The sequence below is a fragment of the Microbacterium sp. NPDC079356 genome, assembly GCF_049545465.1.
GTDB classification, from domain to species: Bacteria; Actinomycetota; Actinomycetes; order Actinomycetales; family Microbacteriaceae; genus Microbacterium; species Microbacterium gawkjiense.
The window spans coordinates 698,472-724,763 of sequence record NZ_JBMWDN010000002.1; the positions used below are offsets into that span (position 1 = coordinate 698,472).

Sequence of the window (26,292 nt, forward strand, 5' to 3'; positions counted from 1 at the left end):
GGGGCCCTCTCAGTGCCGGTTCGCCGCGCGCTCGTCGGCGAGGATCGGCTCCCACTGCTTGTCGAGCTCGCGCTCGGACGGAGTGGCGATGAAGCCGGCCGGGGCGAAGCGGCGCGAGGGCACCGGCTCGTCCTCGTGGTTCTCGCCGCCGCCGCGGCGGATCGCGGTGATCGTGACCGCCACCGCGGCGATGATCACGATGATCGCGAGGGTCACGAACACGATCGACAGGGTGCCCTGCACGAAGGTGTTGCGGATGACGGCGCCCATGACCTCGGGGGTGCCGAGGGTCGTGTCGCCGGCGGCGAGCGCGTCGCGGTAGCGGAAGTGGTTCGACCAGTATCCGATCGCCGGGTTGGGCGAGAAGATCTTGTAGGCCGACGCGGTGATGGTCACGACCGCGGCGAACGCGAGCGGCAGGGCGACGATCCACAGCCACTTCACGAACGACGGGCCGCGCTTGGCGATGATCGCGAGCACCACGGCGAGCGCGATCGCGGCGAGCAGCTGGTTGGCGATGCCGAACAGCGGGAAGAACGTGTTGATGCCGCCGAGCGGGTCGGTGACGCCGAGGATGAGGATCGCTCCCCAGCCGGCGACCATGATCGCCGTCGTGATCCACACGCCCGGACGCCACGAGACGTCGCGGAACTTGGGGACCCAGTGGCCGATCGAGTCCTGCAGCATGAAGCGCGCGACGCGGGTACCGGCATCCACCGCCGTGAGGATGAACAGCGCCTCGAACATGATCGCGAAGTGGTACCAGAACGCCATCATCGCGGGGCCGCCGAGGGCCTGCTGCATGATGTGCGCGAGGCCGAGCGCGAGGGTCGGCGCACCACCGGTGCGGGAGACGATCGACTCCTCGCCCACCGCGGCCGCCGTGCTCGTGAGCATCTCGGGCGTGAGGTTCACCCCGGTGATGCCGAGCGAGTTCACGAACGCGACCGCACCCTCCACGGTGCCCTGCGTGGCCGCAGCCGACGCGTTCATCGCATAGTAGATGCCCTGGTCGATCGAGATCGCGGCGACGAGGGCCATGATCGCGACGAAGGACTCCATGATCATGCCGCCGTAGCCGATGAAGCGCGTCTGGCGCTCCTTCTCGACGAGCTTCGGCGTCGTCCCCGACGAGATGAGCGCGTGGAAGCCCGAGAGGGCACCGCACGCGATCGTCACGAAGAGGAAGGGGAAGAGGGGTCCGGCGAACACCGGCCCGGTGCCCTCGAGCGCGAAGTCGGTGACCGCCGGCACGGTGATCTCGGGGCGCACGAGCACGATGGCGCCGGCGAGCATCACGATGACGCCGATCTTCATGAAGGTCGACAGGTAGTCGCGCGGGGCGAGCAGCAGCCAGACCGGGAGGACCGCGGCGATGAAGCCGTAGATGATGATGCCCCACGCGATGACGGTGCGGTCGAGCTGCAGGAACTCCTGTCCCCACGCCGTCTCGGCGACCCAGCCACCGGCGACGATCGCGGCGATCAGGAGGACGAAGCCGATGATCGAGACCTCGGTGACCTTGCCGGGGCGGAGGTACCGCAGGTACAGCCCCATGAACAGGGCGATCGGGATCGTCATCGAGACCGAGAAGACACCCCACGGGCTCTCGCCGAGCGCGTTGACGACGACGAGGGCGAGGATCGCGACGATGATCAGCATGATCAGCAGCGACGCGATGATCGCTGCGGTGCCGCCGATGCGGCCGAGCTCCTGACGGGCCATCTGGCCGATGGTGCGACCGCCGCGGCGCATCGAGAAGAAGAGCACGGTGTAGTCCTGCACGGCGCCGGCGAGGACGACACCCACGATGATCCAGATCGTGCCGGGGAGGAAGCCCATCTGCGCCGCGAGGACGGGACCGACGAGCGGGCCCGCGCCGGCGATGGCGGCGAAGTGGTGGCCGTAGAGCACACGGCGGTCGGTCGGGACGTAGTCCTTGCCGTCCTGCTTGACCTCGGCGGGCGTGGCGCGACGGTCGTCGGGCCGCAGCAGGTGCTTCTCGATGACCTTCGAGTAGAAGCGGTAGCCGATGAGATAGGTGGCGACGGCCGCGAACACGAACCAGATCGCGTTGACGGTCTCACCGCGGACGATGGCGAGCATCGTCCAGCCGAGACCGCCGGCGAGGGCGATGAGCGCCCAGACGACGATCTTCAGCGGCGTCCAGCGGCCGTCCTTGGTCTTCTGCTCCTCGGTGAGGGCGACGGGGGGAAGGGAGGGATCGGGTTCGAGCGTGGCGGCCTTGCCACGGCGCGACGGTGCAGACATGGGCGACTCCTTCAGGGCGCGTCTTTGCGTACACGACAGGGTAAGAAGAGGGATGCCGCGCCTCCCCGCTCGGACGGGTGCCGCTGCGACGAGCGGCGCGACCGGCGCGACGAACGGCACGGGCGGAGGCGTGGGGTCCTGGCGGGAAGACGCACGGGCCGCATACGGTTGACCCACACGACAGAGGGGGTCCCCGTGGCACACGACGCCGCACCGACGGTCACGCGCAACGACGAGAAGAACCGCTACGAGATCCACGTCGACGGCGCGGTCGCCGGGTACACGCTCATCACGACCGACGACGCCGGTCGCACGGTCATGCCCCACACCAAGGTCGACCCCGCCTACAAGGGCCAGGGTCTCGGCAAGATCCTCGTCTCCGAGGCGCTCGCCGACCTCGCGCGACGCGACGCCGAGGTCGTCCCGACGTGCCCGTTCGTCGCCGGGTACCTCGAGAGCAACGACGTTCCCGGCCTCACCGTCGTCTCACCCGACGCGGAGTGACCGGATGACCCGCCTCGACGCCGATCCCACCGAAACCGTCGACGCCCCGGCATCCTGCGACGGCCCGCGTTCCGTCCTGCTGACCTCGCGCGAGGTGCCCCTCGGCGGGGTGCGGGGCATGCAGGTGCACCGCGCGCTGCCGCAGCGCGAGCTGCCGATGGTGGGCGCTTGGTGCTTCCTCGACCGGTTCGGGCCGCAGGTCACGACGATGCGGGTCGAACCGCACCCGCACATCGGGCTGCAGACGGTGACGTGGCCCTTCGCGGGCGAGACGCGGCACCGCGACACGATCGGCTCCGACGTCGTCATCAAGCGCGGACAGCTGAACATCATGACGAGCGGCGCCGGCATCGCGCACTCCGAGTACTCGATGGGCGACGAGCCGTCCGTCACCGACGCGCTCCAGCTCTGGGTGGCCCTGCCCGAGTCGCGCCGGCACGGCGGGCCGGACTTCGAGCGGCACACCGATCTGCCGATCGTCGAACTCGGCGAGGGCGCGGCGGCCGTCGTCGTGGTCGGCGAGCTCGCCGGCATCCGCTCCCCCGCCACCATGTACACGCCCATCGTCGGCGCGGAGGTCTTCATCCCGGCCGGTGCTCGCATCCGGATCCCGCTGAACCCCGCGTGGGAGCACGCGATCGTCGGGGTCGACGGTGCGCCGCTCGTGCACTCCGCCGACGAGCCCGTCGCCCTCGGCGACAACGACCTGCTCTACCTCGGCGTCGGGCGCGAGCGGATCGAGATCGGCGCGCCCACCGACGTCACGGTGTTCCTGCTCGGCGGCAAACCGTTCGAGAGCGACATCGTCATGTGGTGGAACTTCGTCGGGCGCAGCCACGAGGAGATCGTCGCCGCGCGTGAGGAGTGGGAGGCGGACACGCCCCGCTTCGGGCACGTCGTCACCCACGGCGACGAGCGCATCCCGGCCCCGCCGCTGCCCACCGTCCGACTGACGAAGCGGCGTCGTCGCGCCTGATTTTGCACGGCCGGGGCCCTCTCGGGCGCGGATAGCCTTGAATCCGTGACCCGCACACTCCTCTCGACGCGCGTGCTGCTCGTCTGCGCCGCGCTTGGAGTGGCGACGGGCCTGCTCGGCGGCGTCGCCGGAGCCATCACCCCGGTCGTCATCGCCGCAGCCCCCTGGGCCTACGGCCTCGTGCTCGGGTCGCACGTGCTGCCGGGGATCATCGCGCAGCAGGTGTTCCGTCTGCCGCTGGTCGCCCTGACGACGCACGTGCTCGCGGCGCTCGTCGCGAGCGCCGTCAACCCGGCGTGGATCGGTCGGTTCCTCGGCACGGCGCTGCTGTTCGGCGCGATCCAGGAGGGCGTCGCCGCCCTCACGCGGTACCGCTCGTGGGGGGCGTGGCGCTTCTTCGCCGCCGCTCTCGTCATCGGGGTCCTCGTCGCCGTCGTCGTGTTCTTCGCGGCGAACCTCGGAAAGCTCCCGGCGTGGGCGCAGATCGCCTACCTCGTCATCGCGCTCGCCGGTCCGGTCGTGTGGACGGCGGCCGGCCTCGGCGTGGGCGAGAGCCTGCGCCGCGCGGGCGTGGCGCGAGGAGTTAGGTCAGGCTAAGCTAAGGCCGACCCGCCCTCCTCGTTTGGACCGTCCGTGAGCCCTGCCGCCTCCGATCCCACCACGGCGCAGGCGCCCCGCGACGACCGGCCGCCCACGCCGCTGCTGCGCGTGCGTGCAGTCGCGATCACCCACGAGGGAGCGGATGCCGCGATCCCGGCATCCGTCACGTTCGACATCGCCCCCGGCGAGGTCGTCCTGCTGCTGGGACCCAGCGGTTCGGGCAAGTCCACCCTCGCCCTCGCGACCAACGGCCTGATCCCGCAGGCGGTGCCGGCGACCCTCACCGGCGAGGTCGCCGTGCGGGGGCGCGCCGCGGCCACGACGCCCGTCGCACAGCTCGCGGCGCACGTCGGCATGGTGTTCCAGGACCCCGACGCGCAGCTGATCACCGGCACGGTCTTCGACGACGTCGCCTTCGGTCCCGAGAACCTGCGGATGCCGGTGGCCGACGTCCTCGCGCGCACCGAAGCCGCACTGCGCCAGGTCGGACTGTGGGAGCGCCGCGGCGAGAACCCGGACCGGCTGTCCGGCGGCGGCAAGCAGCGCTTGGCGATCGCGTGCGCGCTGGCGATGGGGTCGGAGCTGCTGGTCCTCGACGAACCCACCGCGAACCTCGACCCGGCCGGGATCGAGGACGTCTACGACGCGCTGCGCGCGGTCGCCGCCGAGGGTCGCTCGATCCTGCTGGTCGAGCACAACCTCGACGCCGCCGTCGGCCTCACCGACCGCGTCGTCGTGCTCGACGCGGAGGGCCGCACGGTCGCCGACGGCCCCGTCGACGCGGTGCTGCGGGGCCGCGCCGAGGAGCTCGAGGCGATCGGCGTCTGGCTGCCGGTCTCGACGATGGCCGCCCTCGCCCTGCGGCGGGACGGGTGGGACCTCCCCCGCACGCCGCTGACCCCTGCGGAGCTGACGGAGGCGCTCGAGGCGGCGGAGGCGCCGGTTCCGAGTGCAGGTGATTCGGCACCCGGGAGGGTCGAACGACGCCCTCGACCGCGTCCTGACCTGCATTCGGCACACCCGGCGGTCGAGGTGCGCGGGCTCACCCTCCGGCGCGGGCGGCGCACCGTGCTGCACGGCGTCGATCTGACGGTGCGGGCGGGCGAGTTCGTCGCCGTCGTGGGAGCGAACGGCGCGGGCAAGACCACGCTCGTGCAGGCGATGGCGGGGGTCATCCCGCCGCCGCGCGGCACGGTGCGCGTCGACGGGGTCGACGCGTCGCGCACCGGCCTGCGCGAGTTGTCGCGCCGGATCGGCTTCGTCTTCCAGAACCCCGAGCACCAGTTCATCGCGCACACGGTCTTCGACGAGCTCGCTCACGGCCTGCGCGGACGCGGGCTCGACGACGCCGAGATCCGCGCGCGCACCACCGCGATGCTCGAGCGCTTCGGCCTCGAGGGCAAGGCCGACGTGCACCCGTTCCTGCTGTCGGGCGGCCAGAAGCGGCGCCTCTCGGTCGGGACGGCGCTCATCGCGGGAGCCCCGATCCTCGCCCTCGACGAGCCGACGTTCGGGCAGGACCGCGCCCGCGCCGACGAGCTGCTGCGGCTGCTGCGCGACCTCAACGAGACGGGTACGACGATCGTCGTCGTCACGCACGACATGCAGCTGGTCGCCGAGTACGCGCATCGCACGGTCGTCGTCCGCGACGGCCGGATCCGAGCGGATGCCGCCACCGCCGACGTGTTCGCCGACGAGACGCTGCTGCGCGAGAGCGGTCTGCGCCGCCCGGCGCTGCAGGAGGCGCTGCGGGGCGTGACGCGGCATCCCGGACTCGCCGGCGTGACGTCGCTGCGCGCCCTGAGCGGAGGCGCGTCGTGACCGCCGTCGCCGATCCGTACACCGGCGCCCCCGCCCGGGGTCTGCTCGGCCGCATCGGCCCGCTCGCCAAGCTCGCGGCTCCCCTGCCGGCGATGGTGGCCCTCGTCTTCTCACGCGATCTGGTCACCCCGCTCGTCTTTCTCACCCTCGCGTACCTCGTGATCCTCACCGGCACTCGCGTGTCGGTGCGGGTCGCGGCGCTGCTGCTTCTCGGCATCCCGATCGGAGCGTCCGTGATCGGTCTGTCGCTGGGACTGTGGGTCGACCGGGATCTCGTCGACGGCACCGCGCCGATCCTCTCGGTCGGATCCTGGACCCTCTACTCCGGCGCCGTCGAGGTCGGGCTCGCGACGGGGGCGCGCCTCGCGGCGATCCTCGCGCTCGGGCTCATCGCGGGGCTCACGACCACGGGCCCCGACCTCGTCCGCGCGACCGTGCAGCAGCTGCGTGTGCCGTACCGCATCGGCTACGCCGCGCTCGCGGCGATCCGGTTCGTGCCGCGGTTCGGGTACGAGCTCGAGGTGATCCGGCAGGCGCACCGGGTGCGCGGCGCACACGGCGGGCGCGGACCGTTCGCCGCGATCGCCCGCTGGGCAGGCTACGTCGTGCCGCTGCTGGCCGGCGCGATCCGGCACGCCGAGCGGGTGGCGCTCGCGATGGACGCCCGCGCGTTCGGCGCCCACCGCGACCGCACCGAGCGGTACCTGCTGCCGTGGCGGGCGCGCGACACGGTGTTCGCGCTCGTCTTCTGGGTCGCGTCCGCCGCGATCCTGACCGCGCTGTTCCCCTGGGGCATGTGACCCCGCGATGGAAGGATGCCGATGGCCCGCGCCAGTGCTCTCGTGAAGCCCGCACACCAAGAGCTGCTGCACCTGCGCGTGCTGCGCACCGAGCGGCTCGCACCGCACTGGATGCGCGTCACGCTCGGCGGCGGCGACGTCGACCGGTTCACCGCGCGCGGCTTCGACCAGTGGTTCCGCCTCTTCCTGCCCATCGGCGGCGAGGCGGGCCTCGAGCGCATCCCCGCGAAGGCGAACACCCTCCTCGGCTATCTGCGCCATCTCCGGATCCCTGAGGGCGAACGGCCCGTCATGCGCAACTACACCGTGCGCGCCTACCGGGCCGCGACGGCGGATGCCGGTGCCGAGATCGACGTCGACTTCGTGCTGCACGGGCACGGCGACGACGCGGGCCCCGCCTCGGGCTGGGCGGAGCGGGCGCAGCCCGGCGAGAGCGTCGTCATCCTCGACGAAGGGCTCGGGTTCGACCCCGAGCGCGGTGTCGACCAGGTGGTGCTCGTGGCCGACGAGACCGGCGTGCCCGCCGTCGCGGGGGTCCTCGCGTCGCTGCCCTCGACCGCGACGGGCGTCGCGATCCTCGAGGCCCCGACCGCCGACGACGTCCTCCCCCTGGACGCACCGGCGGGCGTCGAGGTGTCCTGGCTCGTGCGCGACGCCGACGCGGCACCCGGCACGGCCGCCCTCGCAGAGCTCGTGCGGCGGCCGGCGGCATCCGGCGCACATCACTTCATCGTGGGCGAGCAGAGCCTGCCGACGTCCGCGCGGCGCCACCTCGTCGCGCTGGGGGTCGACAAGTCCGCGATCAGTTTCATCGGCTACTGGCGCAGGACGCCGGCGAAGGAGAAGGTGGGACGCTGACATGGGCAAGGTGTCGACCGCGTACCTGATGACATGCGCGGCGATCGGGGTGGCCGGCGGTGTGATGCTGGCGTTCGCCTGGCGGCTCTCGACGGCGCTGTTCGCGACCGTGCCGTTCGCGTCGGTCGCGATCGCCGGGCTGTGGATGATGCCGGCGGTCATCGCGCTCCGCCTCATCCGCCGGCCGTTCGCGGGTCTGCTCGTGGGGCTGGTGTCGGGGCTCGTGCTCACGCCGTTCTCACCGCCGGCGCGATCGCGACGACGCTGTTCTGGGCCTTCTTCCCGGAGCTGCCCTTCTTCGTGACGATCTACCGCCGCTGGTCGCGGTGGCTGCACTACGCCGGCGCCGGCGTCGCGGGTGTCGCCTACCCGATCCTCGCGGCGCAGTCGTTCGACCTGTGGGCCATGGCGTTCCCGGTGCTGGTCGCCTTCTTCGTCCTGTGCACGGTGAGCTGCCTCGTCGCCACGTGGGGCGGGATCGTCATCGCCGACCGGCTGGCGGCCGCCGGTGTCGCCCGTCTGGCCCGGCGCGCGGCGCCGCACGCGGCCTGACACCGGGTCTCGTGCGGCGTGGAACGCCGGTGCTAGGGTGAGGCCACTTCCCGCTCAGGACGGCGACGGTGCCGCCCGGGTACCCGGCCGCGGGAAGGCGGATCGCTTTCCCTGAGGAGGTCGGCGTGACCACGACGCCTGTGCATCTGACCCGTCCGGACGGCAAGGGCCTCGCGCGCGGCACCCTGGGCCTGTGGGGCTCGACCGTCATCGGCCTCGCCTCGACCGCGCCGGTGTACTCGCTCGTCGCGACGCTCGGCTACGTCGTCCTCGCCGTCGGGGGTCAGGCGCCGATCGCGTTCGTGATCGCCTTCATCCCGATGCTGCTCATCGCCTTCGCCTACCGCGAGCTCAACAACGACGTGCCCGACTGCGGCACGACGTTCACGTGGGGGACGAAGGCGTTCGGCCCATGGGTGGGCTGGATGGGCGGCTGGGGCGTCGCGATCGCGGGCATGATCGTGCTGGCGAACCTCGCGCAGGTCGCCTCGATCTACTTCTGGGCCCTCCTCGGCCAGGAGTTCGAGGAACCGAACGACTGGCGGATCGTCCTCGTCGCGGTCGCCTTCATCGCCGCGATGACGTACGTGTCGTGGCGCGGCGTCGAGATCGGCGAGCGCATCCAGAACGTGCTGCTCGGCATCCAGTACCTCGCCCTCATCGTCTTCGTGATCGCGGCGCTCACCCAGTTCTTCTCTGGCTCGGCCCCGAACCCGACCCCGTTCGACTGGCAGTGGCTGAACCCGTTCGCCTTCGGGGAGTGGGGCGGGTTCGTCGAGGCGATCCTGCTCGCGATCTTCATCTACTGGGGGTGGGACACCTGCCTCGCCCTCAACGAGGAGACGAAGGACCCCAAGCGCATCCCGGGCCTCGCCGCCCTCCTCACCTGCGTGCTGCTGCTGGTCACCTACGTCTCGGTCACGATCGCGGCGATGATGTACGCCGGCATCGGCGAGGACGGCACGGGCCTCGGCAACGTCGACAACGCCGACGACTTCTTCCTCGCGATCAAGGACGGGCTGCTCGGCCCGTGGGGCTGGCTGCTCGTGGTCGCCGTCCTCATCTCGGCGGTCTCGTCGACGCAGACGACGATCCTCCCGACGGCGCGCGGCACGCTCGCGATGGGCGTGTACCGCGCCCTCCCGGCGAAGTTCAAGGACGTCCACCCCCGCTACAAGACGCCCTCGTTCTCGACCCTCGTCATGGGCACCGTGGCGAGCGTCTACTACGTCGTCATGACCTCGCTCAGCGACGCGATCCTGCAGGACACGATCCTCTCGCTCGGCCTCGCGATCGCGTTCTACTACGCCATCACCGGGTACGCCTGCGTCTGGTACTTCCGCAAGGACCTGTTCCGTTCCGCGCGCGACACCTGGTTCAAGGGCGTGTTCCCCCTCGTCGGCGCGCTCCTGCTGACCTACGCCTTCCTCCAGTCGGCGATCGACATGCTGAACCCCGATTACGGCTACTCGGGCACGCTGCTCGGCGTCGGATCGACCTTCGTCGTCGGCATCGGCGCGCTCGGCCTCGGCGTCGTGCTCATGCTCGTGTGGTTCCTCTTCCCGCGCTCGAAGCGGTTCTTCCGCGGCGAGAGCCTCAACCGCGAGACCCCCGTGCTCGTCCCCGACGACACGAGCACCCTCCCCCGCTCCATCGACGGCGGCATCTGACCGCCCGGAAGGACCCCGCATGCGCATCCTCATCATCGGCGCCGGCGGCGTCGGCAGTGCCGCCGCCCGCATCCTCCGCCGCCGCGACTTCTTCGAGGCCGTCGTCATCGCCGACTACGACCCGGCCCGCCCCGAAGCGCTCGTGGCGGAACTCGGCGACGAGCGGTTCGCCGCGGCGCAGGTGGATGCCTCGAGCGCCGAGTCCGTGGCATCCCTGATCCGCGAGCACTCCGCCACCCATGTGCTGAACGCGGTCGACCCGCGGTTCGTCATGCCGATCTTCGACGGCGCCTTCGCGGCCGGCGCGACGTACCTCGACATGGCGATGAGCCTGTCGCAGCGGCATCCGGAACGCCCCTATGAGGAAGTGGGCGTCAAGCTCGGCGACGCGCAGTTCGCCAAGGAGCAGGAGTGGAAGGATGCCGGGCGCCTGGCGCTCGTCGGGATCGGCGTCGAGCCGGGCCTGTCGGACGTGTTCGCCCGCTACGCGGAGGACGAGCTGTTCGACGAGATCGACGAGCTGGGCGTGCGCGACGGGGCGAACCTCGTCGTCGCCGGGTACGACTTCGCGCCGTCGTTCTCGATCTGGACGACGATCGAGGAGTGCCTGAACCCGCCGGTCGTCTACGAGGAGGGCAAGGGCTGGTACGTCACCGAGCCGTTCAGCGAGCCCGAGGTGTTCGACTTCCCCGACGGCATCGGTCCGGTCGAGTGCGTCAACGTCGAGCACGAGGAAGTGCTCCTCATGCCGCGGTGGACCAAAGCAAAGCGCGTCACGTTCAAGTACGGCCTCGGTGACGAGTTCATCGAGGTGCTGCGGGTGCTGAACAAGCTCGGCCTCGACAAGACCGAGCCGCTGTCGGTGAAGGGTGTGCAGGTCTCACCGCGCGACGTCGTCGCGGCGGCCCTGCCCGACCCCGCCACGATCGGCGACAAGATGAGCGGCAAGACCTGCGCGGGCGTGTGGGTGACCGGCACCGGCAAGGACGGGAAGCCCCGCTCGACGTACCTGTACCACGTGGCCGACAACGAGCAGACGATGCGCGAGGACAACTCGCAGGCCGTCGTCTGGCAGACGGCGATCAACCCCGTCATCGCGCTCGAACTGCTCGCCCGCGGTACCTGGTCGGGCACGGGCGTGCTCGGTCCCGAGGCGTTCGACGCCAAGCCGTTCCTCGAGCTGCTCGCCGCTCCGAAGCCCGAGGGCTACGGCTCGCCGTGGGGCATGCGGGAGCAGCCGCATCCGGTCGCGCCCGAGGCCTGAGCCGCGGGTCACACGTCGAGGTCCCGATCCGGCCGGGAAACGTCGCATGGTTTCCGGCCCGATCGGGACCTCGGGGCGTGCGGTCAGGGCTTCTTCGCGGCCACGTCGACGGGGGCGGATGCCGCTTCCCGACCGATCTCCTTCGCCAACGGCGCATCGGCGCCCAGTTCGCGCTCGAGCTCGTGCGCGAGGGACTCCAACTCGGCGCCCCCCGCCATGAGGCTCGTGAGCTCGCCCAGGGTGATCTCGCTCTTCTCGAAGTTGCCGAGGCTCCCCCCGCGGTTCAGCAGGAGGAACCGGTCACCCACCGGATACGCGTGGTGCGGGTTGTGGGTGATGAACACGACGCCCAGTCCACGGTCGCGCGCCCGTGCGATGTAGCGCAGGACGACCCCCGACTGCTTGACGCCGAGGGCGGCGGTCGGCTCGTCGAGGATCAGCACACGCGCGCCGAAGTAGACGGCGCGCGCGATCGCGACGCACTGCCGCTCGCCGCCCGACAGGGTGCCGATCGGCTGGTCCACATCGCGGAGGTCGATGCCCATGTTGGCGAGCTCGGTGTAGGTGACGCGCTTCATCTCGGCGACGTCCAGCCGCCGGACCGGGCCGAAGCCCTTCGTCAGCTCGGAGCCGAGGAAGAAGTTGCGCCAGACCGGCATGAGCGGGACCACCGCGAGGTCCTGGTACACGGTGGCGATGCCGGCATCCAGCGCGGCCCGCGGAGACGAGAACGTGACGGGTTCGCCGTCGAGCAGGATGCGTCCCTCGCTCGGCGTGTGCGCTCCCGCGAGCATCTTGATGAATGTCGACTTGCCGGCGCCGTTGTCGCCGAGGACGCACGTGACCTGCCCGGCCGCGACGACCGTGGAGACGCCGTGGAGCGCGTTGACCGCCCCGTAGCGCTTGCCGACGCCGTCGACCTCGATGATGGTCTTCTGGCTGGTCATCGCCCACCTCCTGCTCGCAGACGGACGATGTGATTGAGGAGGACCGCCAGCAGCAGCATCACACCGAGGAAGGTCCGGAGCCAGTTCGTGTCCCACTGGGCGAAGGTGATGCCCTGGAAGACCATGCCGTAGATGAGGGCGCCGAGCGCGGCCCCAATGGCCGAGCCGAATCCGCCGGTGAGCAGGCACCCGCCGACGACGGCGCAGATGATGTAGATGAACTCCTGTCCGACGCCGGTGTTCGCCTGCACCGTCGAGGTGCGGAACAGCGAGATCATGCCGACCAGCCAGCCGGCACCGGCGGTCGTCATGAACAGACCGACCTTGGTGCGGAAGACCGGGACGCCGACCTGACGGGCCGAATTCGAGGCGCCGCCGACGGCGAAGATCCAGTTGCCGGCGCGCGTGCGCAGCAGCACCCAGGTCGCGACGGCGGTGGCGACGAACCACCAGAGGACCGAGACGTAGAAGGTGCCGCCGGCGATCTGGACCGAGGACCCGAAGACGGGCTGGATGGTGTCGTAGAAGGGGACGCTCGTCATCCCCTGGATGGCCACCTGACCCGTGATCAGCTTCGTCACGGCGAGGTCGATGCCCGCGAGGACGAAGAAGGTGCCGAGGGTGACGATGAAGCTCGGCAGGCCGGTCCGCATGACGAGGATGCCGTTGAGGGCGCCGACGGCGAGGGCCGCGGCGAGCGACACGAGGACGGCCACCCAGATGTTGAGGCCGTAGGACGTGGTGAGCACCCCGACGATGAGGGCGGTGAATCCGGTCATGACACCGGCCGAGAGGTCGAACTCGCCGCCGATCATGAGCAGTGCAACGGCGACGGCCATGATGCCGAAGGTCGAGGCGGACTCGAGCCAGACGCCCGCCCCGGAGAAGGACATGAAGCGCGGCGTGTAGAGGGTGAAGAAGATCATGACCGCGAGGGCGGCCACAAGGGCGCCGACCTCGGGGCGGGCGAGCAGTCGGCGGATCGGCTGTCGCTCGAGACGCGGACGTGTCGCCACGGTGACGATGTCTGTGGTGGTCACGTGGGGTTCTTTCTGTCAGGGTCTGCGGAGGCGCGCGAGGCGCCTCCGCAGACCGAGGGGCTGACGGGGATCAGCGGGTCCCGTTGGCGGCGAACTCCGCGACCTGCGCGGCGTTCTCCTTGGTTACGAAGGCCGGGCCCGAGTAGACGGGCTGACCACCGCCGATGATGTTGCCGTTCGTGCTGTCGAGGTAGAGGGCGGTCACTCCGAGGAAGCCCTGGACGTACGGCTGCTGGTCGACCGCGAAGAGGACCTTGTCGTCTTCCACGGCCTTCACGACGTCCTCCGAGAGGTCGAACGTGCCGATCTTGGCAGCGCTGCCGGCCTCTTCGACGGCGCCGACGGCATCGATCGCGTACTGCCCACCCAGAGTCAGGATGCCGTCGATGGACGGGTCGGCCTGCAGCTTCGACTTGATGGTCGCCTTGACCTCGGCGTCGTTCGTGCCGTCGACCTGCAGGTTCTCCATCGACCCGGAGAACGTGGATGCCGCCGAGGAGCACCGCTCCTCCAGGCCGACGTTGCCCGCCTCCTGGATGACGCAGAGGGCCTTGGTGAGGCCGGCCTCGCTGAGACGGTCACCGACGGCTTCGCCGGCGACCGTCTCCGACTGGCCGATGTGCGTGATGGCACCGAATTCCGCCGACCGCTCGATGCCCGAGTTGATGGTGACGACGGGGATGCCGGCGGACACGGCGGCCTCGACGCTGGACTTCACGCCGTCGGGGTTGGCCATCGACACCACGATGCCGTCGACCTCTTGCGCCACCGCGTTGTCGATGAGCTGCGACTGCTTCGCCGGGTCGGGGTCGGAGTTGTACGTCACCGTGACGCCGTAGTCCGAACCCGCCTTCTCGGCACCCGACTTCACGCGGTCCCAGAACGCGTCGCCGGGACCTGCGTGCGTGACGACCGCATACGTCAGATCGGACGATGCCTCCGCGGCTCCGCTCGGCTGCTCCTGGCCCGTGCCCGAGCATGCCGTGAGGAGCAGCCCGGCAGCGGCGATGAGGCCGAGCCCGGAAAAGATGCGCTTCATTGTGTATCCCTCTCTTGCCCGCTTCCGACCCAGCGCCGGAGCTTCTGCTGCACTGACGTCGCACGGACCATCGAGGATTTCCGACTCCCACGTGCGAGGACCCGAACCGCGTTCCCGGACGATCTGCGTTGACTCGGGCGGGGCACGACTTCGGTGTCGACTGCATTGTGAAACGGCGACGAGGCCAGTGTCAAGGGTTTGTCCTCACATACTGTCAATTTCGTATTACGATTGGGATGCGGTGATGCGGCCGCCGAGAACGGAAGTGAAGGACAGCACGTGAACGCACGCGACATCGGTGTCGGAGTCATCTCCCTGGGCTGGATGGGCAGGCTGCATTCCCGCTCGTATCTCGCGGCGGTCCACCACTACCCGGACCTGCCCGTGCGTCCTCGCCTCGTGAGCGCCGCGGACCCCGACGAGGCCGGGCGCGCACACGCGACCGACGCCCTCGGGTTCGCCCGGTCGGTGAGCGACTACCGCGAGGTGCTCGCCGACCCCGAGATCGACGTTGTCTCGATCTGCTCGCCCAATCACCTGCACCGCGAGATCGCGGTCGCCGCCGCAGCGGCGGGCAAGCCCTTCTGGATCGAGAAGCCGATGGGGCGCAGCGCGGAGGAATCCCGCGAGATCGCCGAGGCGGCATCCCAGGCCGGCGTCGTCACCGGCGTGGGCTTCAACTACCGGCACGCCCCCGCGGTCGCGAAGGCGAGGGAGCTTATCGCGGGCGGCGCGATCGGGCGGGTCACGAACGTCCGCGTGAGCCTCTACGCGGACTACTCCTCCGACCCCGCCGGGGCGCTCACGTGGCGGTTCGCGAAAGCGAAGGCGGGGTCCGGCGTCCTGGGCGACCTGCTCTCGCACGGCGCCGATCTCGCCCAGCACCTCGTGGGTCCCGTCCGCGAGGTCACCGCCATGACCGGCATCTTCATCGCCGAGCGTCCGCTGCCCGCCTCCGGGGCCGCCAGTCACTTCAGCCGCGGTTCGGCAGACGCGCCGAAGGGCGCCGTCGAGAACGAGGACTACGCCGCCGTGCTGGCGCGCTTCGCGTCGGGCGCGGTCGGCGTTTTCGAGTCCAGCCGCGTGGCAGTGGGGCCGCGCGCGGAGTACGACCTCGAGGTGTACGGCACCTCCGGATCGCTGCGGTGGAGCTTCGCGCGTCTGAATGAGTTGCAGCTCGCCGACGACGCATCCGGTTACCGGACCATCATGGCCGGACCGGACTTCGGCGACTTCCCGCATTTCCAGCCGGGCGCCGGCACGTCGATGGGCTTCGATGACCTGAAGACGATCGAGGCGCAGCTGTTCCTCCGATCGGTCGCGTCGGGCGAGCAGCTCGCACCGTCCGCAGCCGACGGCTGGTCGGCGGCGGAGATCGTCGACGCCTCGCTCCGCAGTGCCGAGTCGGGTCGCTGGGAGGCGGTGCCGGAGGTCCGCTCCGGCCGCTGAGTCCGAGCACGAGAGAGGGGGAGGTACGAACGGGCCTCCCCCTCTCTCGTGACCTCGCTGCGGCGCTGCGTCAGGCGAACGCTGCCCGGAAGGCGTCGAGCGCCTGTTCCGGATCGGACGAGGCCCAGGCCTCCAGCCCCACGATGCCGGTGTAGTCGAGCTCCTGCAGCGTCGCGGCGATCGCCTCGTAGCGGATCTCGCCCGTTCCGGGCTCGTATCTGCCGGGGACGTCAGCGACCTGGATCTCGCCGATCCAGGGCAGTGCCGTCCGAACGAGCTCGATGAGGTTCCCCTCGCCGATCTGGGCGTGATAGAGGTCGAGATTCAACCGGATGCCGGGGCTGTCCACGGCCTGCACGAGGGTCAGGGTGTCGGCTGCCCGCGCGAACGGGACGCCGGGGTGGTCGACCGCCAGATTGAGGTTCTCCAGCGTGAACACGCGGTCCGCGCGCCGGCCGAGCTCAGCGACGCGCGCGAGCGTGTCGGCCGCGGTGATCCAGTCCGCGCCCGACACCTCGGTCCGCGGCACGACGGGGAGACCCTGCGGGTCGAGTCCCGTGCCGTGGAGGTTCAGGCGCGGTGCGTCGATCACCTCGGCCGCGCGAAGCGACTCCTCTGCCGTGCGCAGCAGCTCCGAGATGCCCTCGGGAGTGGTGAGATCGCCGCGGAGGTACCCGGTCATCGACGAGAACGTCGCTCCGGTCCGCGCGAGCGCGGTGAGGTCCTTCGTGCTCCAGTCCCAGATCTCGACCTCGAAACCCCGATCGCGGATGCGTTCGACGCGCTCCACGAACGGCCGGTCGATGAAGAGCATCTCGGCCGACGCGGCCAGACGATACGCCATCGCCGATCAGTCCAGATCGACGCGGACGGTGACGCCCTCGGTCGCCGAGCGCTGCGCGGCATCCGCCAACAGCAGCGCGGCGCGGCCGTCGTCGAATGTCGGGCTCGCGGACACGCCCCCGCGGAGGAGGGAGATGAACTCCGCGAGCTCGGCCCGATACGCGGGCTCGTACCGCGCGAACATGGACGACTCGAACGGGGCGCCCTGCTCGACGCCGTCGGCGTTGGAGAGTCGCACGAGACTCGTCCCCTGGTTCGCGACCTCGAGCACGCCCTCACTCCCGAACGCCTCGATGCGCTGGTCGTACCCGACCGAGCTGTGGCGCGAGTTGACGATCGTGACCAGCGCGCCGGATGCGGCCCTGAGGATGGCGGTCGTCGTGTCGAAGTCGCCGTGCTGGCGCGCACCGTCGTCGAACGTCGTGCTGCCGAAGGCCGTCACCTCGACGATGTCGGGCAGGAAGAAGCGCGCCATGTCGAAGTCGTGGATCGTCATGTCGCGGAAGATGCCGCCCGAGACGGCGATGTACTCCGCCGGCGGCGCCGCAGGGTCGCGACTGATGATCGTCAGCTGCTCGAGCCGGCCGATCTCACCGGCGACGACGCGCGTGCGGGCGGCGTGGAATCCGGGGTCGAACCGACGGTTGAAGCCCAGGGCGACCGGGACGTCGGACGCGGCGACCACCGGCCGCAGCGCCTCGACGCGCGCGATGTCGAGGTCGATGGGCTTCTCGCACAGGACGGGCACCCCCGCCTCGACCGCCGCGCGGATCAGGTCGACGTGCGTCGGCGTCGGCGAGGCGACGAGCACCGCGTCGACCTCGCCCGAGGCGAACACCTCGGCGGGGTCGGTCGTGATCCTGCCGCCGTAGTGGGCGGACAGGCGCTCCGCCCCGGCGATGAAGGGGTCGGCGATCCACGACAGTACGGCGTCAGGCGACGCGGCGATGCTCGCGGCGTGCACCTGGCCGATGCGGCCGGTGCCGAAGAGTCCGAAGCGGACGGGGGTGGCGGTCATGTGTTTCCTGTTCATCGTCGAAGAAGGGCTCGAGGTCACGCCCAGGGGCGGAGGGCGTCGCGGTTGATCGCCTGATCGGCGGACCGCGAGGAGAGGAAGGAGTCCAGCGGGACATCGGGCCCGTTGAGCACGTCCTGCTCGACGACGACCCAGCCCTCGTAGCCGCGCGCATCGAGGGCGGTCATCACGGCCGCGAGATCGATGTCGCCGCGCCCGAAGGCGACGAACGACTCGGACGACCAGACCTCGGGCATCCCGCCGCCGGCGGCGAGGACGCGGCGGAGTGCGGCGAGGTCGACGTCCTTCAGGTGCAGATGGTTGATCCGGTCGCCCCAGCGGTGCACGGCGCCGAGCGGATCGCCGCCTGCGATGAAGAGGTGCCCGGTGTCGAGCGTGAGGTCCATCTCCACGTCCGACAGGAAGCGGTCGATCTCGTCCGGAGACTCCACGAAGGTCCCGGCGTGGTGGTGGAAGGTGGGCTCGAACCCCGCCTTCCTGACGATGGCCGCAGCCCGGTTGACGTTCTCGGTGAGGCGGCCCCAGGCATCCGCGCCGAGGGGGTCCACCTCGGCGCCCCGTCCCGGCGCGGCACGGCGCCGGGCCGATCCGTCGTCGGCGAGCGTGGGGAGCGGCAGCGGACCCGCGCCGCCCTCGGCCCCGGCGGCGAACTGACGGAGCCCCCGGTCGAGCTCGGGGAGGGATGCCGCGAACGCCTCGTCGTCGGAGAACGGCAGTTGCACCCAGCCGCCCGCCAGCGACAGTCCGAAGCGCTCCAGGCGGGACCGCAGCGCGGCGTCCTCGCCGAGGAAGCCCAGCGGGCCGAGGTCGACGCCGGCGTAGTCGGCGTCGACGAGCGCCTCGAGCATCGTGTCGGCCGAGACCGTCTCGGCTCCCTCAGGTGTGAGTTCGAAGACCCCGAAGCTCACGGGGGCCCCGGCCACCACGGCCTTCATCGGCCGACCCCGCCGAGCAGCGGGCGCTGCGCGGTGCGTTCGGTCTCGTAGGCCAGGCGGGCCTGCTGCGTCGAATCGATGGTGGACACCTCCGGGACGGGCACGTCCCACCACCCTCCGTTGTCGGGGGCGTAGACGAGCGGATCGCTGTTGATGTGGATGACGGTCGAGCGCTCCGACGCCTTGGCGGCGGCGACGGCGGCGGCGAGGTCCGCGGCGGCATCCGGGCCCTCGGCGATCTCGACCACGTCGAGCCCGTAGCTGCGGGCGTTCATCGCGAGGTCGACGGGCAGCAGACCGCCGTCCTGGAAGTTGCGCGCGTCGGGATCGTACGAGCGGTACTTCGTCCCGAAGCGCTCGGACCCGACGGTCTCGGACAGGTGCCCGATCGAGGCGTAGCCGTGGTTCTGGACGAGGACGACGATGATCTTGAGCCCCTCGGCGACGGCCGTGACAAGTTCGGAGTTGAGCATGAGGTACGACCCGTCGCCCACCATGACCACGACGTCCCGATCGTCGCCCGCGGCGAGCAGCCCCCGCTTCGCCCCGAGACCGCCGGCGATCTCGTACCCCATGCACGAGAAGGCGTACTCGACGTGGTAGCCGAGGGGGTCGCGCACCCTCCAGAGCTTGTGGAGGTCTCCCGGGAGGGAGCCGGCCGCCTGCACGATGACGTCCCGCTCCCCCACGGCGCTGTGCACCGCGTGGATGATCTCGGGCTGGCCGGGACGGTCTGCGCCCGTGCGGGCGAACGACGCGTCGACGACGGCGTCCCACGCCGCCTTCTCGCGCGCGATGCGCTCGGCGTAGGCCGGCGCGACACGGAAGCCCGCGAGGTTGCGCTCAAGGGCGACGAGCGCCTCACGGGCGTCGGCGATCACCGGGAGTTCGCTGCCGTGCTTGTAGGCATCGAAGGCGGCGACGTTGATGTTGACGAAGGTCACGTCGGGATGCTGGAACGCGGTCCGCGACGCCGTCGTGAAGTCGCTGTAGCGGGTGCCGATGCCGATGACGACGTCGGCTGCGGCGGCGAGCCGGTTGGCCGCAGCCGACCCGGTCGCGCCGACGCCGCCGAGGTACTGCGGGTGATCCCAGCTCAGCGCTCCGCCGCCTGCCTGGGTCGTTCCGACGGGGATGCCGGTGGCCTCGACGAATGCGCGCAGCCGGCGCTCGGCATCGGAGTAGAGGACGCCGCCGCCGGCCACGATGAAGGGCGCCTTGGCGGAGCGGATGGCGGCGACGGCGCGCGCGAGCGGACCCCGCTCGGGGAGGGGGCGGCGGATGTGCCACTCGCGGTCCTGCAGGAACTCGATCGGCACGTCCAGGGCTTCCGCCTGGACGTCCTCGGGGAGCGCGATCGTGACGGCGCCGGTCTCGGCGGGGTCGGTGAGCACGCGCATCGCGGACAGCGCGATCGAGAAGAGCTGCTCGGGCCGCTGCACACGGTCGAAGAACTTCGACAGCGGGCGGAAGGCGTCGTTGACGGTGAGTCCGCTGTCCCAGGGCTGCTCGAGCTGCTGCAGGACGGGATCCGCCACGCGCGTGGCGAAGGTGTCGCTCGGCAGCAGCAGCGCCGGCAGGCGGTTGGTCGTCGCGAGCGCCGCACCCGTGAGCATGTTCGTCGCGCCGGGACCGACCGACGCGGCCGAGGCGTAGGTGCCTCGACGGCGGTGCATGCGGGCGTAGCCGACGGCCTGGTGCACCATGGCCTGCTCGTTGCGGGCCTGGTGGTACGGCATCAGCTCGGGCTCGTGGACGTTCAACTGCCGCAGCGCCTGCCCGACGCCGGCGACGTTGCCGTGACCGAAGATGCCGAAGACCCCCGGGATGGTCCGCTCCCGGATGTCGCCGTCGACCGTCCACTGGTGGGCCAGGAACTCGATGAGGGCCTGGCTGACCGTCATCCGCTTCGTCGATGCCATCAATGTCGGCCTTCCTTCGCCTCGGGGAACGGGAGTCGCGGGTCGATGTCCTCATCGGCCCAGGTGTCGCGGACCCACGCATGGGCCGGGTCGTCGCTGATGAGCCAGACCCGTTCGGGGTCGGGACCCGCCATGACGTTCAGGTAGTAGAGGTCGTACCCGGGGGCGGCGACGGCGGGCCCGTGGTAGCCGAAGGGGACGAGAGCGATGTCGCCCGAACGGACGGTCGCGTCGATCTCGATCGTCCCCGCGGGCGAGGACGAGGTGCGGAACATCCCGAACGCGGCCGACGAGTCGGCGGGGGAACCGGCGATCGGCGCGGCCTCGAAGTAGTAGATCTCCTCGAGCCTGGACTCGTGACCGGGACGGTGCTCGTCGTGCTTGTGCGCCGGGTAGGACGACCAGTTCCCGGCCGGCGTGATGACCTCGCAGACGATCAGGCGTGCGGCATCCAACGCCTCCGGCGTACCGAAGTTGTGCACCTGCCTGCTCGACGAGCCGGCTCCCCGCAGCTCGACCGGCGTCTGCTCGACGGGGATGTACGCCCACGAGTGTCTCTCGGTGGCCGGCGCCTCGGCGACCGCGACCCGCCCTTCGCCCGAAATCGTCGCCGACACCCCGACCGGCAGGTAGAGGACGTCCGTCGGCCCGTCGAACACCGAACGCCTGCCGTGCAGGCGGGTGCTCCAGTGCCCCGGGTGGTGGCGGTGGTCGACGTGGAAGGAGCCCGCGAGCGGGACGACGACCCGCTCGACGTCTGTCGAAGTGAGCTCGAGCGAGTCGTGCTCGGCGAGGTCGGCGATGCGGATGCCGGTGTGCTGCCAGCCGGGGATGTTCGCGTCCACGACGCTCTCCCAGCCGTCCCGGGCCAGGGTGCCGCGGCGGTGGAACCAGGTGTTCTCGATGCTCATCTTCGCGCTCTCGGGATGCCGTCGGAGGAGTGCCGCCCGACCGCACGCGGGGGGGCGGCATCCGTCGCCTTAGTCGTTCTGGGGGAAGCCGAGGTTGATGCCGCCGTGCGTCGCGGGGTCGAGCCACCGGCTCGTGATGGCCTTCTCGCGGGTGAAGAAGTCGAATCCATGCACGCCGTAGGCCTTCGCGTCGCCGAAGAGCGACTTCTTCCAGCCGCCGAACGAGTGGTAGGCCACGGGGACGGGGATCGGGACATTGATCCCGATCATCCCGACCTGCACCTCGTTCTGGAAACGCCGCGCAGCGCCGCCGTCGTTCGTGAAGATCGCGGTGCCGTTGCCGAACTCACCCGAATTGATGAGCTCCAGCCCCTCGTCGTAGCTGTCGACGCGGACGACCGACAGCACCGGACCGAAGATCTCCTCCGTGTAGGCGCGCGAGGTGGTCGGGACCTTGTCGAGCAGGGTGGGGCCGAAGAAGAACCCGTCCTCGTGACCGTCGACCGAGAAGCCGCGACCGTCGACGACCACGTCTGCGCCGTCCGCCTCGGCGATGTCGACGTACGACGCCACCTTGTCGCGGTGGACGTCCGTGATGAGCGGCCCCATGTCCGGTTCGACGCCGTCCTGCCCCGCACCGTTGCCGATCCTGAGCTTCGCGATCCGCTCCTGGATCTTCTCGATCAGCCCGTCGGCCACCGGCTCGACGGCGAGGACGACGCTGATCGCCATGCACCGCTCGCCCGCCGCACCGTAACCGGCGTTGACCGCCTGGTCCGCAACGAGGTCCAGGTCGGCATCGGGCAGCACCAGCATGTGGTTCTTCGCCCCGCCGAGCGCCTGCACCCGCTTGCCGTTCCGCGAGGCGGTCTCGTAGATGTACTGCGCGATCGGCGTCGAGCCCACGAACGAGATCGACTGCACGACCGGCGAGTGCAGCAGGCCGTCGACGGCGAGCTTGTCACCCTGCAACACCGTGAACACGCCGTCGGGGAGGCCCGCCTCCTGCCACAGCTGCGCGAGCCAGAGCGCGGCCGAGGGGTCCTTCTCGCTCGGCTTCAGGACCACGGCGTTGCCCGCCGCGATCGCGATCGGAGCGAACCACAGCGGGACCATCACCGGGAAGTTGAACGGCGAGATCACCCCGACCACACCGAGCGGCTGCTTCAACGAATAGACGTCGATCCCCGTCGACGCGTTCTCGGAGAACGCCCCCTTGATCAGGTGCGGGAAGCCCGTCGCCAGCTCCACCACCTCCTGGCCGCGCAGGATCTCTCCCATGGCGTCGGAGAGCACCTTGCCGTGCTCGCTCGTGATGATCTCGGCGAGCTCGCCCCGCCGCGCGTTCAGCAGCTCGCGGAAGGCGAACAGCACCGTCTGGCGCTTGGCGATCGAGAAACGGGACCACACCCGGAAGCCTGCGTCCGCCGAGGCGATCGCGGCGTCGATCTCGCCCTGGTCCGCGAGCGCGACCCGCGCCTGCACGACACCCGTCGCCGGGTTGAACACGGGAGCAGTCCGGTCGCTCGAGGAGGGGTGCGGCCGACCGTCGATCCAGTGACCGATGACGCGGGTCTGCTCGGCGGCCGACGATGCCGTGGAGTCGGTGTGCGTGATGCTCATGATCGTTCTTTCGTGAGGAGGGATGCGTGGACGAGACCGGCGGCGATGTCGACCGCTGCCGCGGTGTCGCCGTCGGGCGGGTAGAGGAGGGTGCGGCCGACGGTGAGGCCCCGCACCCCCGGCAGCGAAAGCGCGTCCTGCCAGGAGGCGAAGGTCTCGTCGGGATCGGCGCCGGAGTCGCCGCCGAGGAGCAGGGTCGGCATCGTGGTGGCCGCCATGACGCGCCCCATGTCGGGCACGACCGGCAGCTTCATCCACGTGTACGCGCTCGAGCTCCCGAGGCCGGCGGCGATCGCGACGGACAGGATGACGGCATCCGTCGACAGGTCGTTGACGATGCGTCCGTCGCTCCACGTGCTCATAAACGGCTCGAGCATGATCGGGATGCCAGCGGCCGCGGCCTCCGACACGGCGCGGGCCGTCGCCTCGAGCGTCGGGGCGGTGGCTGCGTCGGAGAGGTTGATGCGGATGAGGGTCTTCGCGAAGTCGATGTTCGCGGCCACCATCGCGGGGACGTCGTAGGCGCCGTACCGGTCGTCCATCTCGAACGACGCGCCGCGGAGCCCGCCGCGGTTCATGGAGCCGACGACGATCTTCCCTTCGAGCAGGCCGAGCGCGCCGAGGTCGTCGATGATGTCGGGGGTCCCGAGGACGCCGTCGACGCCGGGCCGGCTGAGGGCGATCGCGAGGCGCTCGAGCAGTTCGTAGCGGTCGGCCATCGCACCCGCATCGGAGCCGACGGCGAGCGCGCCGCGCGCCGGGTGGTCGGCGGCGACGATGAACAGGCGCCCGTCGCCCGCGTCGAGGTCGCGCCGCGCTCGGGACGCGACGGCACTGCGGACCCGTTCCGGATCGAAGGCGCGGAGTCGACGCAGGCGATCGAAGTCGTCGTCGCCGACGCGGCGGCCGCTCATGCCCGGCTCCCAGCCGTCAGGACCTCGTCGACCTCCGCCGACGTCGGCATAGCGGTCGAGCACTCGAGGCGGGATGCCACGATGGCCCCCGCGGCATTGGCGAACCGCAGCATCCGGTCGAGCTCCCAGCCTTCGAGCAGACCGTGGCAGATCGCACCGCCGAAGGCGTCACCGGCTCCGAGGCCGTTGACCACGCTGACGGGATGCGGCGGCGCCACGACGGTCTCATCACGGGTCTTCGCCAGGACGCCGTCGGGTCCCTGCTTGACGATCGCGAGTTCGACGCCGCGTTCGAGGAGCGCATCGGCCGCCCGGTGCGGATCGGTCTCACCGACCGCGACCTCGCATTCCTCGCGGTTGCCGATGGCGATGGTGACGTGATCGAGCGCTGCACCGACCTGCGCGCCGGCCTCCGCGGGGTCGGGCCAGAACATGGGGCGGTAATCGAGGTCGAGAATCGTGTGCCGGCGACGTCCGCGACGGCGCAGTGCGTCGAGGTGCGTCGAGCGGCTGGGCTCCTGGCTGAGGCCTGTGACGGTGAGCCAGAAGATCGACGCCTGCTCGAGCGCGTCGTCCGGCAGCTGGTCGGGGCTGACCTCGAGGTCGGGCGCCTTGGGCTCCCGATAGAAGTAGAGCGGGAAGTCGTCGGGCGGGAAGATCTCGCACAGGGTGAGCGGCGTCTTGTAGGTGCCGTCGACGGCGACGAGCGCCGGGTCGACGGAGAGCCGCCGGAGCTCGGCCTGCAGATAGCGACCGAGAGGGTCGTCGCCGACGCGGGAGACGAGGGCGACATCATGGCCGTAGCGCGCGGCCGCGACCGCGACGTTGGCGGCACTGCCGCCGAGGAACTTCCCGAAGGTCGAGACCTCTTCGAGGCCGACCCCGCTCTGCAGCGGATAGATGTCGACGCCGAGACGACCGATCGAGAGGACGTCGGGTGCCGGGAGAGGAGAGGTCATACGCCTGTGTACAACTTTCCGTGAGTCGCGGTGATGTTCGCAGCTGCGGACATGTCCTAACAATATCACATAGGTCTTTTCCGAGGGAAGGTCGAGTCACCCGATAGCCTGGGACGTGATGTTGTCGGTACATATGCTGGCGCGCGGGGGCGGACGAGGAGAGTGGCCACGATGGTCGACGTCGACACCTATTGGCCCGCCGACCTCTTCGCGGATCTCGACCGCACCGGGCCGGTGCCGCTGTACTTCCAGGTGTCCAGCCGCCTCGAAGCGGCGATCCATGCCGGCACGATCCCTCCCGGCGGGCGACTCGAGAACGAGATCGCCATCGGACAGCGTCTGGGACTGTCGCGCCCGACGATCCGGCGCGCGATCCAGGAGCTCGTCGACAAGGGCCTGCTCGTCCGGCGCCGAGGGATCGGGACGCAGGTCGTGCAGGGACAGGTCACCCGCGCGGTCGAGCTGACGAGCCTGTACGAGGACCTCAAGAACTCGTCGCACGAGCCCGCGACGCGCGTGCTCGCGCACGAGATCATCGCCGCACCGGAGGTCGTCGCCGGTAGCCTCGGCCTGCCGGTCGGCGCCGAGGTGCTCTTCGTCCGACGACAGCGCAGCACCGACGGCGTGCCGGTCGCCGTACTGGAGAACTACCTTCCGCCGGAGTTCGCCGATATCCAGCCCCAGCAGCTCGAGTCGCAGGGGCTCTACGAGATCCTGCGGGCGCGGGGTGTCACGATCCGCGTGGCGAAGCAGAAGATCGGCGCGCGCAGCGCGCGGGATGACGAGAGCGAGCTCCTGGACATCGAGGAGCACGGCCCGGTTCTCACGATGGAACGCGTGGCGTTCGACGACTCCGGACGCGCCTTCGAGTTCGGCCATCACTGCTACCGCCCCGACCTCTACAGCTTCGAGACGACGCTCGTCGCGAAGTGATCGCCGTCACGGGGTGACTGGGAGCCGATCCCGGTGCTGCGTGATCGAGGAGTAGCCATGAGGCGTCGGCTGACCGTCGGGACCGAGGGCGACGAAGACGATGCGTTCGATCGCGCGGATCCGCGCGGCTGTCACCATGTTCCGGACTTCGGCTCGCATCGTGATGGAGGTCCGCCCGAACGCCGTGGCCTGGATGCCGAGTTCCACGAGATCGCCCTGGACCGCTGAGCTGACGAACTCGATCTCGGACATGTACTTCGTCACGGCACGGTGGTTGCCCACCTGGAGGATCGCGTAGATCGCCGCCTCCTCGTCGATCCACCGCAGCAGGCTGCCGCCGAACAGCGTCCCGTGGGCATTGAGATCCTCCGGGCGGACCCACCTGCGAGACCGGAAATCCACGCTTCCACTGTCGTCCATCTTTG

General features: G+C 70.5%; 25 protein-coding genes. 12 read left to right on the top strand and 13 right to left on the bottom strand.

Going from position 1 to position 26,292, the window contains the following annotated elements:
• Positions 1–9 precede the first annotated feature (9 nt).
• A complete protein-coding gene (locus ACPEH0_RS08085; protein WP_366213497.1) occupies positions 10–2,271 on the bottom strand; it encodes a carbon starvation CstA family protein in 2,262 nt (753 codons plus the stop codon).
• A gap of 195 nt (positions 2,272–2,466) precedes the next feature.
• On the opposite strand from ACPEH0_RS08085, the gene ACPEH0_RS08090 reads away from it, so the two are divergent.
• The 10 genes from ACPEH0_RS08090 to ACPEH0_RS08135 all read left to right on the top strand — a co-directional run bounded on the left by ACPEH0_RS08090 (position 2,467) and on the right by ACPEH0_RS08135 (position 11,316).
• Positions 2,467–2,775: a GNAT family N-acetyltransferase gene (locus ACPEH0_RS08090; protein WP_217529952.1), complete on the top strand. Its 309-nt coding sequence runs from the start codon at positions 2,467–2,469 to the stop codon at positions 2,773–2,775.
• Between the two features lie 4 nt (positions 2,776–2,779).
• Positions 2,780–3,751, top strand: coding sequence for a pirin family protein (locus ACPEH0_RS08095; RefSeq protein WP_366213495.1), 972 nt, complete (start codon positions 2,780–2,782; stop codon positions 3,749–3,751).
• A gap of 45 nt (positions 3,752–3,796) precedes the next feature.
• Positions 3,797–4,348 carry an ECF transporter S component gene (locus tag ACPEH0_RS08100; protein WP_217529954.1) on the top strand — a complete coding sequence of 184 codons (552 nt, stop codon included), beginning with the start codon at positions 3,797–3,799 and terminating at the stop codon, positions 4,346–4,348.
• A 36-nt stretch (positions 4,349–4,384) separates the two neighbouring features.
• Positions 4,385–6,172 (top strand): ABC transporter ATP-binding protein, encoded by a 1,788-nt coding sequence (locus tag ACPEH0_RS08105; RefSeq protein ID WP_423719437.1) that lies wholly within the window; start codon positions 4,385–4,387, stop codon positions 6,170–6,172.
• Positions 6,169–6,972, top strand: a complete 804-nt coding sequence (locus ACPEH0_RS08110; RefSeq protein WP_366213493.1) for an energy-coupling factor transporter transmembrane component T family protein — start codon at positions 6,169–6,171, stop codon at positions 6,970–6,972. Before ACPEH0_RS08105 ends, ACPEH0_RS08110 begins: the two co-directional genes overlap by 4 nt.
• Positions 6,973–6,993: 21 nt before the next feature.
• On the top strand, positions 6,994–7,830 hold the full coding sequence (locus ACPEH0_RS08115) for a siderophore-interacting protein (protein ID WP_366213492.1): 837 nt from the start codon (positions 6,994–6,996) through the stop codon (positions 7,828–7,830).
• A gap of 1 nt (position 7,831) precedes the next feature.
• A complete protein-coding gene (locus ACPEH0_RS08120) occupies positions 7,832–8,134 on the top strand; it encodes an ECF transporter S component (protein ID WP_366213491.1) in 303 nt (100 codons plus the stop codon).
• Positions 8,131–8,382 carry a hypothetical protein gene (locus tag ACPEH0_RS08125; protein WP_366213490.1) on the top strand — a complete coding sequence of 84 codons (252 nt, stop codon included), beginning with the start codon at positions 8,131–8,133 and terminating at the stop codon, positions 8,380–8,382. The genes ACPEH0_RS08120 and ACPEH0_RS08125 overlap by 4 nt, the downstream gene beginning before the upstream one ends.
• A gap of 125 nt (positions 8,383–8,507) precedes the next feature.
• Positions 8,508–10,052, top strand: coding sequence for an APC family permease (locus ACPEH0_RS08130; protein ID WP_366213489.1), 1,545 nt, complete (start codon positions 8,508–8,510; stop codon positions 10,050–10,052).
• Between the two features lie 19 nt (positions 10,053–10,071).
• A complete protein-coding gene (locus ACPEH0_RS08135) occupies positions 10,072–11,316 on the top strand; it encodes a saccharopine dehydrogenase family protein (RefSeq protein WP_366213488.1) in 1,245 nt (414 codons plus the stop codon).
• A gap of 83 nt (positions 11,317–11,399) precedes the next feature.
• Here ACPEH0_RS08135 and ACPEH0_RS08140 read toward each other — a convergent pair whose 3' ends face one another.
• The 3 genes from ACPEH0_RS08140 to ACPEH0_RS08150 form a co-directional block, all read right to left on the bottom strand.
• Entirely contained in the window at positions 11,400–12,263 is an 864-nt protein-coding gene (locus ACPEH0_RS08140) for an ATP-binding cassette domain-containing protein (protein WP_366213486.1), read from the bottom strand.
• Complete coding sequence (locus ACPEH0_RS08145) at positions 12,260–13,303, bottom strand: ABC transporter permease (RefSeq protein WP_366213485.1); 1,044 nt, start codon at positions 13,301–13,303, stop codon at positions 12,260–12,262. Before ACPEH0_RS08145 ends, ACPEH0_RS08140 begins: the two co-directional genes overlap by 4 nt.
• Before the next feature lie 70 nt (positions 13,304–13,373).
• The gene (locus ACPEH0_RS08150; protein WP_366213484.1) at positions 13,374–14,342 is read right to left on the bottom strand and encodes a sugar ABC transporter substrate-binding protein; all 969 of its coding nucleotides are present in this window, start codon (positions 14,340–14,342) and stop codon (positions 13,374–13,376) included.
• Positions 14,343–14,621: 279 nt separating this feature from the next.
• Here ACPEH0_RS08150 and ACPEH0_RS08155 point away from each other — a divergent pair, with 279 nt between their 5' ends.
• Positions 14,622–15,791 carry a Gfo/Idh/MocA family protein gene (locus ACPEH0_RS08155; RefSeq protein WP_366213483.1) on the top strand — a complete coding sequence of 390 codons (1,170 nt, stop codon included), beginning with the start codon at positions 14,622–14,624 and terminating at the stop codon, positions 15,789–15,791.
• A gap of 70 nt (positions 15,792–15,861) precedes the next feature.
• On the opposite strand, the gene ACPEH0_RS08160 is transcribed toward ACPEH0_RS08155, so the two are convergent.
• From ACPEH0_RS08160 to iolC, 8 genes are all read right to left on the bottom strand, one after another.
• Positions 15,862–16,635 carry a TIM barrel protein gene (locus ACPEH0_RS08160; protein WP_366213482.1) on the bottom strand — a complete coding sequence of 258 codons (774 nt, stop codon included), beginning with the start codon at positions 16,633–16,635 and terminating at the stop codon, positions 15,862–15,864.
• Between the two features lie 6 nt (positions 16,636–16,641).
• Positions 16,642–17,652, bottom strand: a complete 1,011-nt coding sequence (iolG, locus tag ACPEH0_RS08165) for an inositol 2-dehydrogenase (protein ID WP_217529129.1) — start codon at positions 17,650–17,652, stop codon at positions 16,642–16,644.
• A 35-nt stretch (positions 17,653–17,687) separates the two neighbouring features.
• A complete protein-coding gene (locus tag ACPEH0_RS08170) occupies positions 17,688–18,605 on the bottom strand; it encodes a sugar phosphate isomerase/epimerase family protein (protein ID WP_217529127.1) in 918 nt (305 codons plus the stop codon).
• On the bottom strand, positions 18,602–20,527 hold the full coding sequence (iolD, locus tag ACPEH0_RS08175; protein WP_217529125.1) for a 3D-(3,5/4)-trihydroxycyclohexane-1,2-dione acylhydrolase (decyclizing): 1,926 nt from the start codon (positions 20,525–20,527) through the stop codon (positions 18,602–18,604). Before iolD ends, ACPEH0_RS08170 begins: the two co-directional genes overlap by 4 nt.
• A complete protein-coding gene (iolB, locus tag ACPEH0_RS08180; protein WP_217529246.1) occupies positions 20,527–21,438 on the bottom strand; it encodes a 5-deoxy-glucuronate isomerase in 912 nt (303 codons plus the stop codon). The genes iolD and iolB overlap by 1 nt, the downstream gene beginning before the upstream one ends.
• Before the next feature lie 69 nt (positions 21,439–21,507).
• Positions 21,508–23,061 carry a CoA-acylating methylmalonate-semialdehyde dehydrogenase gene (locus ACPEH0_RS08185; RefSeq protein ID WP_217529123.1) on the bottom strand — a complete coding sequence of 518 codons (1,554 nt, stop codon included), beginning with the start codon at positions 23,059–23,061 and terminating at the stop codon, positions 21,508–21,510.
• A complete protein-coding gene (locus ACPEH0_RS08190; RefSeq protein ID WP_366213480.1) occupies positions 23,058–23,975 on the bottom strand; it encodes a class I fructose-bisphosphate aldolase in 918 nt (305 codons plus the stop codon). The genes ACPEH0_RS08185 and ACPEH0_RS08190 overlap by 4 nt, the downstream gene beginning before the upstream one ends.
• The gene (iolC, locus tag ACPEH0_RS08195) at positions 23,972–24,934 is read right to left on the bottom strand and encodes a 5-dehydro-2-deoxygluconokinase (RefSeq protein WP_217529120.1); all 963 of its coding nucleotides are present in this window, start codon (positions 24,932–24,934) and stop codon (positions 23,972–23,974) included. The genes ACPEH0_RS08190 and iolC overlap by 4 nt, the downstream gene beginning before the upstream one ends.
• Before the next feature lie 171 nt (positions 24,935–25,105).
• On the opposite strand from iolC, the gene ACPEH0_RS08200 reads away from it, so the two are divergent.
• The gene (locus ACPEH0_RS08200; RefSeq protein ID WP_217529118.1) at positions 25,106–25,867 is read left to right on the top strand and encodes a GntR family transcriptional regulator; all 762 of its coding nucleotides are present in this window, start codon (positions 25,106–25,108) and stop codon (positions 25,865–25,867) included.
• A 6-nt stretch (positions 25,868–25,873) separates the two neighbouring features.
• Here the strand turns inward: ACPEH0_RS08200 and ACPEH0_RS08205 are convergent, their stop codons facing one another.
• Positions 25,874–26,287: an acyl-CoA thioesterase gene (locus ACPEH0_RS08205; protein WP_366213479.1), complete on the bottom strand. Its 414-nt coding sequence runs from the start codon at positions 26,285–26,287 to the stop codon at positions 25,874–25,876.
• Between the last annotated feature and the right edge of the window lie 5 nt (positions 26,288–26,292).

What these genes read in the sequence shown, in the direction of transcription:
- ACPEH0_RS08185 (WP_217529123.1), bottom strand. Translation starts at nt 23,061, where the DNA reads ATGAGCATCACGCACACCGACTCCACGGCATCGTCGGCCGCCGAGCAG.
- ACPEH0_RS08140 (WP_366213486.1), bottom strand. Translation starts at nt 12,263, where the DNA reads ATGACCAGCCAGAAGACCATCATCGAGGTCGACGGCGTCGGCAAGCGC.
- ACPEH0_RS08095 (WP_366213495.1), top strand. Translation starts at nt 2,780, where the DNA reads ATGACCCGCCTCGACGCCGATCCCACCGAAACCGTCGACGCCCCGGCA.
- ACPEH0_RS08115 (WP_366213492.1), top strand. Translation starts at nt 6,994, where the DNA reads ATGGCCCGCGCCAGTGCTCTCGTGAAGCCCGCACACCAAGAGCTGCTG.
- ACPEH0_RS08160 (WP_366213482.1), bottom strand. Translation starts at nt 16,635, where the DNA reads ATGGCGTATCGTCTGGCCGCGTCGGCCGAGATGCTCTTCATCGACCGG.
- ACPEH0_RS08120 (WP_366213491.1), top strand. Translation starts at nt 7,832, where the DNA reads ATGGGCAAGGTGTCGACCGCGTACCTGATGACATGCGCGGCGATCGGG.
- iolC (WP_217529120.1), bottom strand. Translation starts at nt 24,934, where the DNA reads ATGACCTCTCCTCTCCCGGCACCCGACGTCCTCTCGATCGGTCGTCTC.
- iolB (WP_217529246.1), bottom strand. Translation starts at nt 21,438, where the DNA reads ATGAGCATCGAGAACACCTGGTTCCACCGCCGCGGCACCCTGGCCCGG.
- ACPEH0_RS08200 (WP_217529118.1), top strand. Translation starts at nt 25,106, where the DNA reads ATGGTCGACGTCGACACCTATTGGCCCGCCGACCTCTTCGCGGATCTC.
- ACPEH0_RS08190 (WP_366213480.1), bottom strand. Translation starts at nt 23,975, where the DNA reads ATGAGCGGCCGCCGCGTCGGCGACGACGACTTCGATCGCCTGCGTCGA.
- ACPEH0_RS08170 (WP_217529127.1), bottom strand. Translation starts at nt 18,605, where the DNA reads ATGAAGGCCGTGGTGGCCGGGGCCCCCGTGAGCTTCGGGGTCTTCGAA.
- ACPEH0_RS08085 (WP_366213497.1), bottom strand. Translation starts at nt 2,271, where the DNA reads ATGTCTGCACCGTCGCGCCGTGGCAAGGCCGCCACGCTCGAACCCGAT.
- ACPEH0_RS08150 (WP_366213484.1), bottom strand. Translation starts at nt 14,342, where the DNA reads ATGAAGCGCATCTTTTCCGGGCTCGGCCTCATCGCCGCTGCCGGGCTG.
- iolG (WP_217529129.1), bottom strand. Translation starts at nt 17,652, where the DNA reads ATGACCGCCACCCCCGTCCGCTTCGGACTCTTCGGCACCGGCCGCATC.
- ACPEH0_RS08205 (WP_366213479.1), bottom strand. Translation starts at nt 26,287, where the DNA reads ATGGACGACAGTGGAAGCGTGGATTTCCGGTCTCGCAGGTGGGTCCGC.
- iolD (WP_217529125.1), bottom strand. Translation starts at nt 20,527, where the DNA reads ATGGCATCGACGAAGCGGATGACGGTCAGCCAGGCCCTCATCGAGTTC.
- ACPEH0_RS08135 (WP_366213488.1), top strand. Translation starts at nt 10,072, where the DNA reads ATGCGCATCCTCATCATCGGCGCCGGCGGCGTCGGCAGTGCCGCCGCC.